Origin of the sequence: Streptomyces sp. NPDC089799 (assembly GCF_040684755.1) — a bacterium.
GTDB lineage: Bacteria > Actinomycetota > Actinomycetes > Streptomycetales > Streptomycetaceae > Streptomyces.
The window spans coordinates 121,770-136,817 of sequence record NZ_JBFBGR010000005.1 but is presented as its reverse complement, the minus strand read 5'-3'; the positions used below and the strand labels follow the sequence as shown (position 1 = coordinate 136,817).

The window sequence follows — 15,048 nt, the reverse complement described above, 5'->3', positions numbered from 1 at the left end:
CAGCTGGAGGGACGCGGCGTCCCGGCGGAGGCATCGACATCATGACCGGCGCGGACACCCTGCGGGCGTTCAAGCGCGACGGCCGCATTGCCGTCGTCGGGGCGTCACCGGGGGGCTGCGGGCCGCGGAGGCGCTGCGCGACGAGGACACCACACTGCCGCGACGTCGTGAGGTCGATGCGGAGTGGCTGCTGGGCGTGCCCGCCAGTGGGCTGGACCTGGCGGCCAGCCACGTGCGTCTGGCCGACGGGCGCGAGGTTCCCTTCGACCGGGTGCTGATCTGCACCGGAGTACGGGCCCGGCCCTGGTTCCCCGTCTTCACGAGTACGCCGCTGATTGCATGGCGCCGGGGCGGCTCGGGGCCACGGGGGGCCGGAAGCGGCAAGTCAGGTGCAAGTGCCCTGCAACCGGCCTCCGAAGACTGGGACACATGACCACGAACAAAGTTCCAGACTCCCCTGTCCACGCTTACACCCGCGAGATGGCGATGATCCACCAGGTGTTCCGCCGCGAGTCGCGGCTGCTGGCCGAACTCGTCCAGGAGGTCCGGCCCGCCGACACGGAACGCGCCCGGATACTCGCCGAGCACTGGCGGCTCTACACCATCGGGCTGCACGCCCACCACACCGGTGAGGACGAGATGCTCTGGCCCGCGGTCCTGCCCCACCTGGATCTCGATGCCGAGCACGTGCTGGCGATGGAGGCGCAGCATCGCGAGCTCACCGACGGGATGGGTGAGGTCCGGGTGCTGATGGACCGGTGGCAGGCACGGGCTCTGGCCGAGGACCGGGACGAGCTGGCCGAGGCTCTGCGCAGGCACCACCGGCAGCTGTGCGCCCATCTCGACGAGGAGGAGCGGGAGGTCATGCCGCTGGTCTCGCTCCACGTGACCGAGGAGCAGTGGCGCGCGGTCGGGGAGCGGGGGCTCGCCGAAACGCCCCGCGACCGGCTGATGATCGCCCTGGGCGCCATCCTGGAGGACAGTTCGCCCGAGGAGCGCCGGGAGTTCCTCACCCGGCTGCCGGTACCGGCGCGGGTGCTGTGGAAACTGCTCGGGCAGCGCCAGTACCGCCGTGAGACCCGGCGGATCCGTGGCCGGCGCGCCGGCGCATGAGGTGCGGCCCGTCCGCCCAGGCGGGCGCCCCCATCGCCTCGCCCCTCCCGTACCGATCGAGGAGTCCTCACCGATGCGCATCGGATTCTCCGTCCCTCAGTTCGGCCCGTTCGCCGACCCTCATCGCTCGGCCGGGATGTGTACGGCCTTGGAAGCGCTCGGCTGCGACAGCCTCTGGGTGGCCGACCGGCTCTTGGCCCCGGTCGTCCCGCCCGACGGGTACGCGGGCGGGAAGCCGATGCCCGTGCGGTACGGCACCCGTCTCGACCCGCTGCTCGCGCTGGGCGTGGCGGCAGCGGCGACCGGGCGGGTACGCCTGGGCAGCAACACGCTCAATGCCCTGTGGCAGCCTCCCCTCGTGCTCGCCCGGGCCCTGACGACCCTTGATCTGATCAGCCGTGGCCGTCTGGACGTGGGTCTCGGCCTGGGCTGGATGCAGGAGGAGTACGAGGCCGCCGGCGTACCGTGGCGGGGGCGCGGCGCCCGGCTGGAGGAGACCCTCGACGTCCTGGAGGCCGTGTGGAGGCCCGGGACGGTCGTGCACACCGGCGCCCTGTGGAGGATCGCCGAATCGACCGTACTGCCCAAACCTGTTCAGAGGCCGAGGCCGCCCATCCTGCTGGGCGGCTTCACCGCGGCTGCTCTCGAGCGGGTCGGCCGGCGCGCGGACGGATGGCTCGGGGCGGCCATGCCGCTGCCCTTCTTCCACGGTCTGTGGGCGGTGGCCGTCGAGGCCGCCGAGCGGGCGGGACGTGACCCGGCGGCACTGCGCCGGGTGTTCCGCGTGAACCCCGAGGTCACCGCGACGGAGGCCGCACCCGGGGAGGCCCATCAGCGCGGGACGGTGCGCCAGATCTGCGACCACCTCAGGGTGATGTGCGGGGCGGAGACCGACGAGGTGCTCGTGGACCTCCAGCTGACGACCGACTCGCCCGAGCACGTCCTCGACCTCGCCGCGCAGTTCCTCGCCGAGCTGGGCGAGCCCGCTCCGTGACGGCCTTCCGGCCCGCCCCGGCCCCGAGGCCTGTCGTCAAACTCCCGTCTGCCCCGCGGGGCCGCCACCCCCGGGCTACGACGGGGGTTTGACGACAGGCCCCAACCCGTCGAGGGCGCTGCGGGCGGCCTCCGCCCAGAGGGGGGACTCCCAGGCGGCTGCCACCTCCGCGGCTTCGAGGTAGTGGCGCCGGGCGTCTTCGGGGCGCCCGAGGAACCGGGCGAGGTCTCCCAGGGTCTGCGCGACGGGGCGGAAGACGAGGCTGAGGCTGCTCGCGCCGCCCGCCAGCGCGTGCAGCGGCAGCAGGTCCCGGTAGACCTCGTCGGCCGCCGTCCGGTCGCCGAAGGCGATGGCGGCGGCGCCGCGCAGCCCGGCCAGGATGGAGTAGGCGAAGTCGCGCCGGAGCGGCACGCGCAGGCCGAAGACCTCCCGGGCCTCCTCGGGGCGTCCCGCGGCCTGCAGGGCGAGTGCGGCGAGGGCTTCGTTGTGGGGCTTGTACTGCTCCCACACCGCGAGGAGCACGGGCAGCATCTCGGCGAGCCGGCCCTGCTGCACCCGCATGCACCCGATGCTCAGGGCGGCGAGCCCGCTGAGGTCCACCGCTCCGCGGGCCCGCAGCTCCGCGACCGCCGTCCCCATGGCGTGCTCCGCCTCCTCGAAGCGGCCCTGGGCCATGGCGAGCATGGGACGGCGCAACCGGGCCACGGCGAACGCGCCCTGGAGCCCGTACGTGCGGGCGATCTCGTCCGATCGTGCGAGACACCGCTCCATTTCCACCGGGTCGTTGCGGGCGGCGGCGATCCGGGCGGCGACATAGGCGCTCATCCACGCGTACTCGGGGCCGTCCTGGGCCCCGGCCACCTCGGTGAGCTCGCGGTGGAGCTCCCCGTAGGCGGCCGGTTCGAGTTCGCCGTCGACCTTGCGCAGCAGGGAGGTGAGGGTCAGTCCGCGCAGCCGGGGCTCGCCGGCGGCCCGGGCGAGCTCCACGGCACGGCGCGCCTCGGCCACGGCACGCGGATCGGTGTCGTCGAGCGCGTCCGCCAGCTGATCGAGGAGCAGGCACCGCTGCCGGTCGGTCAGTCCCGGGTCCTCCAGCAGGACCTCGAGTTCGGCGACGGCCTCCGGATCGGACGCCGCGTAGGGGCGCACGCGCCAGGGCGTCGGTTCGGTCCAGGTCGTGTAGGCGGCGGTCAGCAGGTCGGCCCGGCCCTCCTCGCGGGCCACTGCCACGGCCTGCTCCTGTGCCTCGCGGGCCGGTACCACGGCGCCCATCCGGATCCGGCAGTCCACCAGCCGGCCCAGCAGCGTCACGCGCAGCAGAGCGGCGTCCTGGTCCGCGAAGGCCGCCGGATGGTCGGCGAGGAGTCCGAGGGCCGCGTTCAGGAGGTCCTCGGCGTTCTGCGGCGCGTAGCGGCGTACGGCCTGTTCGCACGCGAGCCGGGCGTGGTGGACGGCGGGCGCCGCGTCGGCGGTCACGACCGTGGCCGCCCGCAGCAGGTGGTGGGCGGTGGCGGCGACGTCGTCGGAGCCGAGGGCGATCAGGCTCCTGCCGAGCCGGGAATGGATCCGGGCCAGCCGCAGCCGCGTGAGGTCGGCTTCCAGGGCGTCCCGTACGAGGGCGTGGCTGAAGCGGACCGTGCCGGGACGCGGCTCGGTGAGGAGTCCGGCGGTGACACCGGCCTCCAGGGCGTCGAGGAGCTGATCGGCATCGCTGTCCGCGGCATGGACCAGGAGCGCGACCGGTGCCTCGCGGCCCGCCACGGCGGCCAGGCGCAATCCGGCCGTCACGGTCGGCGCGAGCAGGGCCAGCCGTCGCCGCAGGACGTCCTGGACCCCCTGCGGGATGCGGGCCAGCGCCTGTTGTTCGCCCTCACCGGCCAGGAGCAGGGAACTCTCCCGCAGGTAGAAGGGGTTGCCCCCGGCCCGTTCGGCCAGAGCCGTCGCCGCCCGATCGGTCATGCCGGTCGCGACACGGCGCAGCAGTGCCTTCGCCTGGGCGTCCGAGAGGCCGCCGAGGGCCAGTCGCACGGGAGAGCAGGAGGCCAGGCGTGCCAGTGCCTCGGTCAGGTCCCCCTCGCCGGTGCGGTACGAGCCGACCAGCAGCAGCGGTACGTCGCGCAGCTGTTCGGCGCAGAGCAGGAACAGCTCGATGCTTTCCCGGTCGCCCCGGTGCAGGTCGTCGAGGACGATCGCCAGCGGCTGCCGCAGGGCGGTGTCCCGGAGCCATCCGAGCAGGGCCCTGTGCAGGCGGAAGCGCTGTGCCGGGCTGCCGTCCGTCCGTCCCGGGGCACCCGTCGTGCCGGGGGCCAGGAGCGGAGCGAGCTCGTCGGTGTACGTTCCCGGTGGGGCGGTGCGTGCGAGATCCGGGAGCATGTCGAACCAGGCCCGGCCGGGCGGGGCGCCCTCGGTCTCCGGGCACTGTCCGGAGCCGACCAGCCAGCCCTGTCCGGGCAGTTGGCGCAGGGCGGCGTCCAGGAGGCTGGACTTGCCGATACCGGCCTCACCGGAGATCAGGACCACCTGGGCCCGGCCGGTGTGCGCCCGGTCCGCCGCGGTGGCGAGCAGGGCCAGTTCTCCGTCGCGGCCCAGGAGCCGGTCGTCGGCGAGCACCGTGGGCGCGGCCGGCGTCCTGAGCCGGGGGCTCGCGGCCGGACGCGTCACCGGCTGCGGGGCGGGGGGCGTCTCGGTGCGTGCGGGGGCCGCGGCCGGTGCCGGGGTCGCCCGGTGGAGCAGGTCGAGACGCTGGTGCAGGAGGGCCTGTTCGAGTTCCAGCAGAGCCGGTCCGGGCTCGACGCCGAGTTCCTCTCCGAGGACGTGCCGGGCCTGCCGCAGCGCGGCCAGGGCGTCCCCCTGGCGGTCACGGGCCCACAGCGCCAGGGCCAGCAGCCGCCAGCCCTCCTCGTGCAGGGGCTGCTCCGTGGTCAGGGCTCCTGCATCGGCGACTGCTTGCGCGGCCTTTCCGCAGGCGAGCCGTGCGGCGGCCAGGCGTTCGCGGGCACTTCGGCGCAGTTCCTCCAGGCGGGTGCGTTCGCTCGCGGTCCACGGCTCGTCCGCGAATTCCGCGTACGGCTGCCCGCCCCACAGGCCGAGGGCCCGCGTCAGCTGCTCCTCGGCAAGGTGCGGCGCCGTCCCCGCCGTCGAGCAGGCTGCCACCCGGTCCTCGAACACCCATGCGTCCACGGCTGCCGGGTCCAGGGCCAGGGCGTAGCCGTAGGGGGCGCTGACCAGGATCCGTGCGGGGGTCCGCGGTGCGCGTTCCGGTTCGAGGGAGCGGCGTAGGCGTGCGACGTAGGCGTGGAGCGATGCCTGCGCGCTCGGTGGGACGCTCGTCGGCCAGAGCCTCTCGATGATCCGTTCCGTGGGCACGACAGCGCCGCGGGCGAGCAGGAGCTGGACCAGAACCATCCGTGCGAGCCGGCCACGCGCTTCGGCCGGACGGCCGTCGACCTCGGCCCGGAACGAGCCGAGCACCTTCAATGTGATCATGACAAGAACATCGTAATCGGCCCGCAGCGCACCCACCGAGGCCGGGCGGAAGGGCACCGCCGCATGCGACGGACGGATACGGCCCACCTGGTCCGGCCCGGATCGACTCCTCGGCGCTCAGTGGTGCGGCGACCCCGTCACCGTCGGATGCCATCCAGGCCCCGCCCCCGGCGCCGGGTCCGCAAGGGCGCGGAACCGGTCCCACTGCACCTTCGGGCGGCGCAGGCCGCGCCGTTCGAGGTACCGGTCGGTGGACCGCTTCGTCTGGCGCAGGACGCGCAGGGCGTCGGCGGCCCGGCCGGAGCCCATGGGTTCGATCACGGTGGACGGCACCATCAGCCAGCCGGCGGCAGTGCGGCGCAGGTCTCCTCGTACGAGCGCGTTGTACATGTGGTCGAGCCGTTCGTCGTGCCGGTGCACCAGGAGGCCGGCCGGGCCCCGCTCCACGGGGCAGTCCACCGGTACCTCGACCAGGTAGCCCGCCGGTGTCGGCCGCGGCCGGGTGCGGGCGAGTACCGGTGCGCCCGAGGCGTCGCGCGCCGCCAGCACGGCAGTGGGCAGGCTCGCCAGCTGCGCTGCTCCGGGCAGGGCCACGGTTCCGGTCGCAGGTGCCGGCACCCGATGGGGCGGCAGTTCCGCGAGGGGCGGCCGCACCAGCACCAGTTCGGGCTCGACGGTGATGAGCAGGCGCAGGTAGTACCAGGACATCACCGGCCTCATGGGCCGCAGCAAGTAGGCACGGCTGTGCGGCTGCCGCTCGAAGAGCCTGCGCCAGTACTCCTCGGCTCCCCGCGGACCGGCCATGACCCGGTCGGGGCACCGGGCGCGGCCGCCGACGAAGATCTGTGGGGCGTGGTCGAGCCCGCTTCCGGTCGGGTCCGAGAAGAGCAGCCCGACCCGTCCGTCACGGCGGATGTTCAACGCCTTCTGCGCGAACGCGAGTGAGGTGGTCAGCAGGAGGGTCCCGTCGTCGCGGCGGGCGACGGCCGTCGGCCAGGCCAGCGGGCTCCCGTCCTTGCCCAAGGTGACGAACTCGCAGGTCCGGTAGGCGTCCAGGACCTCGTGCGGAGCGGAGTCGATGACGGTCATCGGGCCGCTCCGGCGTCGAGCCGGGCGCGCATGGTGCGGGCACCGGTACGGACCTTCCGAAGGACGCCGTGGGCCGCGTCCGTCCCATGGGTGTGGAGGCGTTCGGAGGCACTGCTGGGGGACATGCTCGGGTACTCCTGGATCGCTTGCGGGCAACGGATACAGAACGGTGCCCGCAGCCCCTTGGCGCCGACTTGGCATCGACTTGCCACCGCACCCGTGGCCGTCACCTGCCCACCGTCCCGAAGCCGTCCCGTCGTCCGGCGCCCCCGTTCGGCGACCCGAGACCGTCACCGTCAGAGGGTGAGGAAGACAGTGGCGAGTACCGCGGTGTACCCGTACTCGAACAAGCGGTAGGCGCGGTGGTCGTAGGCGCGGCCGCGGCTGCGCAGGACGCGCCCCTCGTCACCGGCGGGGCCACCGGCATTGGCGCCGAGATCGGACGCGCGCTCGCCGCCTTCGAGCGCGACGGCGGTCCCGGCGTCGCGGCGAACGCCGACCTCACCGACCCCGGCGCCGGCGCCGTCCAGACCATGGTCGACCTCGTCCGCGCCGAGATCGGCCCCATCGACATCCCGGTCGACAACGCCGGCTCCTACACCCGAGTCGCCTGGCAGGAAACCGACGAGGCCGCCTGGAACTACTCTCTCGATGTGAACCTCACAGCGCACTACCGCACCTGCCACGCGGTGACGCCGGCATGATCGAACGCCGCTGGGGACGGATCGTGAACATCGGCAGCGTCAACGCCCGCGCCGGCCGCGCGAACTTCGTGGCGTACAGCACCGCGAAGGCCGGGCGGCTGGGCCTGACCCGCTCCCTCGCCCGCGAACCGGGGCGCTACGGATCCTGCGTCAGCACGGTCATGCCCGGCGCCATCCAGGTCGAGGCCGAGAACACCATCCCCACCCAGCACCGTACCCGCCCGGAAGACCGGATCAAGCGCCAGTGTGTCCCTCGCCGTGGACGGCCCGAAGACGTCGCGGCCCTGGTGGCGTTCCTCGTGGGCCCCTCCGCCCCGTTCATCACTGGGCAATCCGTCCACGTCGACGGCGGCCGGCTGCTGCACTGAGACCGCCAACAAGCAAGGAGACAGACCGAAATGAAGGAACGAGTCCGCGCCGTCCTCGTCACCACTGACGACACGATGCTGGTCATCCGCCGTACCAAGCCCGACATCCCCGAGTACTGGGTACTCCCCGGCGGTGGTGTCGAACCCAGTGACGAGTCCCGGGAGGCCGCCCTCCACCGTGAGATCCACGAGGAGATCGCCGGGAAGGCCGACATCGTGCGCCTCCTCCACACCATGGAGTCCGCTGACGAGCGCCAGCTCTTCTACCTCGCCCGCATCGCGACCTGGTCCTTCGAGGATCGCACCGGACCCGAGTTCAGCGCAGAGGGCCGCGGCGAATACGCGCTGGAAGAGATCCCGCTGACTGCGGAGGGGCTCGACCGCATCGACCTCAAGCCCGAGGAAATCGCCCACGTCCTCCGAGGCGCCATCACGGCCGGCACCCTCGTCGGCGAAGCCGCGGTGTAGCCCTACGGCCGAAGGGTGTTGCAGAAGGTCAGGCGTCGGGATGGCGCCTGACCTTCCGCTGTACCCAGTGAGGGCGAAGACTGCGCCGAGGACGATGGCATCCCGGCGCCGCACGGGGTGAGTGAACAGCACCCTTGGCCTGGCCCTCGAGGCGCTCTTGCGGACCGGTCCTACGCTGGAGGCATGGCCGGCGATCCCTTGCTGAGACAAGGCCCCGACTCGACGGATCTGGTCCTGCGCGTCGGCCCGGCCGGGCCGGCGTGGAACGTGCTGACCTCGGCGGGGCAGGCGCTGTTCACTCCGCTCGCTCTGGGCGTGCCGACCCTGCTCGTCGCCTTCGCGATGACGCTGGCCGGGGCGCGGGCGTCGACCGTGTTCGTGGTGGTGGGGGTGATCGTCGGGCTGGAGTACCTGATCGGCTGGCTGGCGCTGGCCTCTGCCCGAGCCCGGGACATCCTGCGGGTGGAGTTCGCGCCGGCCGGGGTGCCCGTGTCTCTGCGGTTGGTCCGGGCAGCCGGGCCGGACGACTGGCTGCCCGTCAAGACCCTGCGCGAGGTGCGGCTGACGCACAAGGTGGTGGAGCCGTACCAGGGGGACTACAAGCCGGCCGTCTCCACGCTCGCGCTGGAACTCGTCCTGCGGGGCGTCCGGGAGCGGCTCGAGCTCCCGTTCGGCGGCGACCCGCGGCGGCTCGCCGACGCGCTGAAGGCCCTGCTCGGCCCGGCTGGGGTCGTGGTGTCGCTGCGCACCGAGCGCAGCACGCGCGATCGGCCGCAGCCCAACTCCCGCTGGACCTCCGGAGGTTCGGCCTCGGCCGGCTCGGGTGGCGGCTGACCCCGGGCTGCCCGTGGCGCTCCCCGGTTGGGCAGGGGGGACCAATATCCTGATGCACGCATCACCCACGAGACGTACGCGCATGTGATGCCGGACGCGCCGGGGAGGCTGAGGGCTCTGATGGATTCGGTCTTCACGCGTGAGACCGAACTGAGCCTTCCGCTCGAGTTCGAGGCCGTGGTCCAAGCGGCTTGACGCTCGGCGATGCGGCCTTGATGCGGTCGGCCCTGTCCGGGCCGGTCGCATCGCCGCGGGGGAGGTGCCGGGGTCCGATCCGGCCGGGAATGGCCGAGTTCAACGCTGCGTAGTCAGCGCCAAACCGGCACGGGAGTCGGCACCGCAGCGTCAAAATGCATCAAAGTCTGCATTCCGGGGGGCACCTGATTCGGGGCCGGTTGGGCCCCGGCAGGGCCGGCCGGGACGGTGGCATGGGTGCGGTCCACATCCTCGGGGCGGGAAGTGTGGCGACCGGCACCATGTGCCGTTGACCTGGGCGTTCCTATGGTGTGGCGACACGGAATCGTCCCCGCCCCCAGTCCGGAAGTGGTACTCATGGCCGCCTCTGCCACACCGTCAGCGAGCCCCGGCAACATCAGGAGAGTCGTCGCCGCCAGCCTCGTTGGGACCACCGTCGAGTGGTACGACTTCTTCCTCTACGGGTCCGCCGCCGCCCTGGTGTTCAACACGCTGTTCTTCCCCACCGGCGACCCCCTGGTCGGAACCCTGCTCGCGTTCCTCACGTACGCGGTCGGCTTCGCCGCCCGACCCCTCGGAGGCATCGTCTTCGGGCACTTCGGCGACCGCGTCGGCCGCAAGAAGCTGCTCGTGCTCAGCCTGCTGATGATGGGCGGCGCCACCTTCGCGATGGGCCTGCTGCCCACCCACTCCGCCGTCGGCGCCCTCGCCCCGGTCCTGCTGACGCTGCTCCGGCTGGTCCAGGGCTTCGCCCTCGGCGGCGAATGGGGCGGAGCCGTCCTGCTGGTCTCCGAGCACGGCGGCGACGCCCGCCGAGGCTTCTGGGCCTCCTGGCCCCAGGCCGGCGCGCCCGGCGGGAACCTGCTGGCCACCGGGGTGCTCGCGCTGCTCGCCGCCGTCCAGTCCGACGAGGCGTTCCTCGCCTGGGGCTGGCGGATCCCCTTCCTGCTCTCCGGGGTGCTGGTGATGATCGGGCTGTGGATCCGCATCTCCGTCACCGAGTCCCCGGTCTTCCTGGAGGCCAGGCGCCGCGCGGAGGAGGCGGAGGCCGCCGGAGCCCCGGAGAAGCCGCCGGTCGTCGAGGTGTTCCGGACCGGATGGCGCCAGGTCCTGACCGCGATCGGCACCCGGCTCGGCGAGAACGTCTCCTACTACGTCCTCACCGCCTTCCTCCTCGTCTACGTCACCGCCCACCTCGGCCTCCCCAAGAGCGACGCGCTGAACGCCGTCCTGATCGGCTCGGCCGTCCACTTCGTGACCATCCCCGCCTGGGGCGCGCTCTCCGACCGGATCGGCCGCCGCCCCGTCACCCTCATCGGCGCCACCGGCATGGCGGGCTGGGCGTTCGCCTTCTTCGCCCTGCTCGACACCCGTTCCTTCCCGCTGATCGCGCTCGCCGTCACGGTCGGCCTGCTGCTCCACGGCGCGATGTACGGGCCGCAGGCGGCCTTCATCTCCGAGCTGTTCGACACCCGGGTCCGCTACTCCGGCGCGTCCATGGGTTCCCAGCTCGCCTCCCTCGTCGGCGGCGCCCTCGCCCCGATCATCGCCGTCGAACTGCTGAAGGACCACGGCAGCTCCGTGCCGGTCTCCGTCTACCTGTGCGCCGCGTCCCTGGTCACCGTCCTCACCGTGTGGGCGGCCCGGGAGACCCGCGGCCGGGACCTGACCCGCGACGCACCCGCCGCCGTACCCCCGGCCCGGGCGCACGCCCGGCCCGGCTCCGTACCCCTCGGCGGCGGACCTGCACGCCCCCTCGGCGGCTGACCTGCGGGCTCGTATGCTCGCCCCCGTGACCGCCTCCGCCCGCCGCTCCACCGGAACACCGCCCGCCGCCGGCACCTCCGCCGCGGACGACCCCGCCGCCGGCGGCACCGCCCGCACCGGAACCGGGCCGCTGCTGGAGCTGCTCGACCTGCTGGCCCAGGGCGCCCCCGAGGAGGCACTGGCCCGCCCCGCCGCCGAAGCCGAGGCGGCCGGGGCGGACCCGGCGGAACTCGCCGAACTCCGCGCGGCCACCGAGACCGCGCTCGGCATCCACCGGACCATCGACCGGCACCGCCGCCGCGAATCCCGGCTGACCGCCCTGTTCGACACCGCGGGCGACCTCGCGGCCCTCCGCGACCCCGACGCCGTACTGCGCGCCATCGTGCACCGCGCCAAACTGCTGCTCGGCACCGACGTCACCTATCTCTCCCTCAACGACGACGAGGCCGGCGACACCTACATGCGGGTCACCGACGGCTCCGTCGCCGTCGCCTTCCAGCAGGTCCGGCTGGGCATGGGGCAGGGTCTGGGCGGGCTGGTCGCCCAGACCGCCCGCCCCTACGCCACCGGCGACTACCGGACCGACACACGCTTCCGCCACACCGGCACCATCGACCACGCCGTCCGGGAAGAAGGACTCCGTGCCATCCTCGGCGTCCCCCTGCGCCTGGGCACCCGCGTCATCGGGGTCCTCTACGCCGCCGACCGGACCCCGCGCACCTTCACCCCCGACGAGATAGCCCTGCTGTCCTCGCTCGCCGACCACGCCGCCATCGCCATCGACGGGGCCCGGCTCATGGAGGAGACACGGGCCCAGAGCGAGGCGCTGCGCCGGGCCGAGGAGGCCCACGACCGGCTCACCGACCTGGTGCTGCGCGGCGGTGACGTCACCGACGTGGCCGCCCGGACCGCCGCCATCCTGGACGCCGGGATCCTCGTCCACGACGCCGACGGCACCGAACTCGCCCGCTCCGCCGCCGGACCCGTCCCGCCGACCGGCCCCGCCGTCGCCGCCTCCCGGACCGCCGGCCGGGCCGTCCCGCTCGACGGTTCCCCGGGCACCTGGGTGTGCGCCGTCCTGGCCGGCCCCGAAATCCTCGGCAGCATCGCGCTCACCGGCCGCCCCCGGCTCGCCGACGCCGACCGGCTGCTGTTCGAACGCGCCGCCGTGGTCACCGCCCTGCTCCTGCTGCTGCGCCGCTCCGTCGCCGCGACCGAGGACCGGCTGCGCGGCGAACTCCTGGGCGACCTGCTGGCCGTGACCGGGGATCCGGCCGGTCTCGCCGGCCGGGCCCGCCGCCTCGGCATCGACCTCTCCCGCCCGCACGGAGTGCTGGCCGCCCACGCCGGCACCGTGCCGCGCGACCGGCTGCTGGGTGCCGCGGCCCGGGCCGCCCGTGCGCTGGGCGGGCTGGCGGGACTGCACCACGGGCAGGTGGTGCTGGTCGTCCCCGCCCCCGACCCCGGGGCCGCGGCCCGGTCGCTCGCCGCCGACCTCGGGCAGGCGACCGGGGACGCGGTCACGGTGGGCGCGGCCGGCCCCGCCACCGGCCCGGCCGACCTCCCGGCCGCCCACACCGAGGCCCGGCGCTGCCTCGCCGCCCTCCGAGCCCTGGGCCGCGCCGGGGACGGCGCGGCCCCGGCCGACCTCGGCTTCGTCGGCGTACTCCTCGGCGACGGGCAGGGCGTGGCCGGGTACGTACGCGACACCCTCGGCCCGGTCCTGGACTACGACACCGGACGCGGTACGGAGCTGACCGCCACCCTGGAGGCGTACTTCGCGCACGGCGGCAGCCTCACCCGCACCAAGGACGTCCTGCACGTCCACGTGAACACGGTCGTCCAGCGGCTCGACCGGATCGCCCGGCTGCTCGGAGCGGACTGGAACAGTCCGTCCCGTGCCCTCGAACTCCAGCTGGCCCTCCGGCTGTTCAGACTGACCCATGCGATAGATTCCGGAAAATGATTCCAGTTCGGATGGTGGGGTTACCGACGTGCCAGAGCTGAGGGGGAGCGGAGCCGAGCCGCTGGCCGCGGAGGATCCGCGCCGGATCGGGCCGATTCCGCTGGCGGGCCGGCTCGGGGCCGGCGGCATGGGACGCGTGTACCTGGGGATCCACGAGGGCCGGTACGTCGCCGTCAAGCAGCTGCTCGCCTCCGTCGTCGGCGAGGACCCGGACTTCCTGCGGCGGTTCGGGCACGAGCTGGACAACCTCGCCCGGCTGCCCGCCGAGAGCACCGCACCGCTGCTCGCGGGTGACCGCGACGCGCGGCCCCCGTGGTTCGCGACCGCCTACGTCCCGGGGCTGACCCTGGGACAAGCGGTGGAGCTCAACGGCGGCCCCCTGCCGGCCGGAGCGCTGTGGCGGTTGCTGCGGGAGGCGGCGGCGAGCCTGGCGCCGGTGCACGCACGGGACATGGTGCACCGGGACCTCAAGCCGTCCAACGTGATGCTGACCCCGGACGGCCTGGTCCTCATCGACTTCGGCATCGCCCGCGCGGCCGAGCAGAGCCGGCTGACCCGGACCGGCATGGTCGTCGGCACCCCCGCCTACATGGCACCCGAACAGGCCTCGGGCTCACGGGGCCTGAGCGGCGCCACCGACGTGTTCGCGCTCGGCTCGGTCCTGGCGTACGCGGCCTGCGGGCGGCCGCCGTTCGGCGACGAGTCGGGCCACGGCGTCCTCTACCGCATCGTCCACGAAGAGCCCGGCCTGGAACCCCTGCGGGAGCTGGACCCGGAGCTCGCCGAGCTCGTCGCGGCCTGTCTGGACAAGGACCCCGACGGCCGCCCCACCGCCGCCGAACTCCTGGAGCGGGCCTCGGAGCACTGCCGGGACGAGGTCCCGCCGTGGCCGGAGGCCATCGCCGAACGACTGGCCGAGCGGGCCGCGTTCGCCGCGGACGTCCAGGAGATCGACGTGCCGACGGTGCCGCTCACGGACGGGCAGGCGGAGGCCGGGGCCGGGGCGGGAGCCGGGACGGGGGCGGACGGGGAGCCGGGGCAGGCGGGGGAGCCCGCGCAGCCGCGGCAGTCCGGGCCGCTCGAGAAGTCCGGGCGGCCGCGGCGCAGCCGCCGCACGCGGATCGTGCTCGCCGTGGTGCCGGTGGTCGTGGTCGCCGGCGGTACGACGCTCGCCGTACAGAACCTGCCGCACACGTCCGCGCCCCGGGCCGGGGGACAGTCTTCGCCGTCCGTCCCGGTCTCCGGCTCCGTCGCGGCTCCGGCTTCAGGCCCGACGGCACCTGCCACGGGCGGCACTCCGCCGGGCCCCGGCCCGGGCGCGCCGTCCACCGGTACGGGCGGCCAGGGCCCGGGAGGCACGGGCCCGCAGCAGAACGCCGCCGGCGGTGCGATGACCGTCGGGCAGGACGGCGGGCAGGGCGGCAACCAGGGCGGCGGTCCGGGCGGAAACCCGGGCTCCGGCGGCGCCGCGGCCTCCGGCGGCTCCGGCGATCCCTCCGGCCCCGGAGGCCCCGGCGGCAATGGCGGCGGTGGCGCCAACGGAGGCGGTGGCACGCCCGCACCCCCCGGGCCGACCACCAAGCCCCCGACCCGGGCCACCCCGCCCCCGGCGTCGGGCACCGGCCGCTACCGCAACGGGGACGACGGCCGGTGCATCACCCAGGTCTACGGCTCCTCGGCCGCCGGGGACTGCGGGGACGCGACCGCCCGGTGGACCGTGCGGAGCAAGCCGGACGGCAGCTTCAGGCTGGTCAACCAGCAGACCGGCAGCTGTCTGTACTCCAACGGGCTCGGCCAGGCCGTGTTCGCGGGCGACTGCGCCCAGGACATCGGCCGGCTCTGGCGCACGGGTGCCGGCGGGAGCCTGCGCAGCCTGTTGGGCGGGGGCTGCCTCGACCTCGGCATGACCAGCGGCCTGGTGACCGCGACCTGCGCGGGCGAGGCGTCACAGCGCTGGACCCGCAGCTGAACCCCGCCCGACATGCCCGCAGCCCCACATGCCCGCAGCCCCGCATGCCCGCAGCCCCGCATGCACGCCACGCCGAACATGCCCGCCCTTCAGGA

Annotated in this window: 12 protein-coding genes and 1 pseudogene; 10 read left to right on the top strand and 3 right to left on the bottom strand. The window is 74.1% G+C overall.

All coding sequences use genetic code 11. From position 1 onward, the window contains the following. Nucleotides 1-41: 41 nt before the first annotated feature. The 3 genes and pseudogenes from AB0O36_RS06660 to AB0O36_RS06650 form a co-directional block, all read left to right on the top strand. Nucleotides 42-310: pseudogene (locus tag AB0O36_RS06660) on the top strand (FAD-dependent oxidoreductase); the annotation flags it as partial. Between the two features lie 119 nt (nt 311-429). Continuing rightward, the gene (locus AB0O36_RS06655; protein ID WP_365105020.1) at nt 430-1,113 is read left to right on the top strand and encodes a hemerythrin domain-containing protein; all 684 of its coding nucleotides are present in this window, start codon (nt 430-432) and stop codon (nt 1,111-1,113) included. Nucleotides 1,114-1,186: 73 nt separating this feature from the next. Continuing rightward, nucleotides 1,187-2,107, top strand: a complete 921-nt coding sequence (locus tag AB0O36_RS06650) for a TIGR03619 family F420-dependent LLM class oxidoreductase (protein WP_365105017.1) — start codon at nt 1,187-1,189, stop codon at nt 2,105-2,107. Between the two features lie 75 nt (nt 2,108-2,182). On the opposite strand, the gene AB0O36_RS06645 is transcribed toward AB0O36_RS06650, so the two are convergent. The 3 genes from AB0O36_RS06645 to AB0O36_RS06635 all read right to left on the bottom strand — a co-directional run bounded on the left by AB0O36_RS06645 (nt 2,183) and on the right by AB0O36_RS06635 (nt 6,807). Continuing rightward, a complete protein-coding gene (locus AB0O36_RS06645) occupies nt 2,183-5,593 on the bottom strand; it encodes a BTAD domain-containing putative transcriptional regulator (RefSeq protein ID WP_365105015.1) in 3,411 nt (1,136 codons plus the stop codon). Between the two features lie 117 nt (nt 5,594-5,710). Next, the gene (locus AB0O36_RS06640; RefSeq protein ID WP_365105012.1) at nt 5,711-6,682 is read right to left on the bottom strand and encodes a pyridoxamine 5'-phosphate oxidase family protein; all 972 of its coding nucleotides are present in this window, start codon (nt 6,680-6,682) and stop codon (nt 5,711-5,713) included. Continuing rightward, nucleotides 6,679-6,807, bottom strand: a complete 129-nt coding sequence (locus tag AB0O36_RS06635; RefSeq protein WP_365105010.1) for a hypothetical protein — start codon at nt 6,805-6,807, stop codon at nt 6,679-6,681. The genes AB0O36_RS06640 and AB0O36_RS06635 overlap by 4 nt, the downstream gene beginning before the upstream one ends. A gap of 237 nt (nt 6,808-7,044) precedes the next feature. Between AB0O36_RS06635 and AB0O36_RS06630 the strand changes: the two genes are divergently transcribed. The 7 genes from AB0O36_RS06630 to AB0O36_RS06600 all read left to right on the top strand — a co-directional run bounded on the left by AB0O36_RS06630 (nt 7,045) and on the right by AB0O36_RS06600 (nt 14,953). Next, nucleotides 7,045-7,386, top strand: coding sequence for an SDR family NAD(P)-dependent oxidoreductase (locus AB0O36_RS06630; RefSeq protein WP_365105007.1), 342 nt, complete (start codon nt 7,045-7,047; stop codon nt 7,384-7,386). Further along, on the top strand, nt 7,383-7,754 hold the full coding sequence (locus AB0O36_RS06625) for an SDR family oxidoreductase (protein ID WP_365105004.1): 372 nt from the start codon (nt 7,383-7,385) through the stop codon (nt 7,752-7,754). Before AB0O36_RS06630 ends, AB0O36_RS06625 begins: the two co-directional genes overlap by 4 nt. A 30-nt stretch (nt 7,755-7,784) precedes the next feature. Beyond that, complete coding sequence (locus AB0O36_RS06620; protein ID WP_365105001.1) at nt 7,785-8,222, top strand: NUDIX domain-containing protein; 438 nt, start codon at nt 7,785-7,787, stop codon at nt 8,220-8,222. 183 nt (nt 8,223-8,405) lie between these two features. Then, nucleotides 8,406-9,056, top strand: coding sequence for a hypothetical protein (locus AB0O36_RS06615; protein WP_365104998.1), 651 nt, complete (start codon nt 8,406-8,408; stop codon nt 9,054-9,056). Nucleotides 9,057-9,608: 552 nt separating this feature from the next. Further along, complete coding sequence (locus AB0O36_RS06610; RefSeq protein ID WP_365104996.1) at nt 9,609-11,018, top strand: MFS transporter; 1,410 nt, start codon at nt 9,609-9,611, stop codon at nt 11,016-11,018. A gap of 130 nt (nt 11,019-11,148) precedes the next feature. Then, nucleotides 11,149-12,984 (top strand): GAF domain-containing protein, encoded by a 1,836-nt coding sequence (locus AB0O36_RS06605; RefSeq protein ID WP_365105428.1) that lies wholly within the window; start codon nt 11,149-11,151, stop codon nt 12,982-12,984. Between the two features lie 28 nt (nt 12,985-13,012). Then, the gene (locus AB0O36_RS06600) at nt 13,013-14,953 is read left to right on the top strand and encodes a protein kinase (RefSeq protein WP_365104993.1); all 1,941 of its coding nucleotides are present in this window, start codon (nt 13,013-13,015) and stop codon (nt 14,951-14,953) included. The last annotated feature ends 95 nt before the right edge of the window (nt 14,954-15,048 follow it).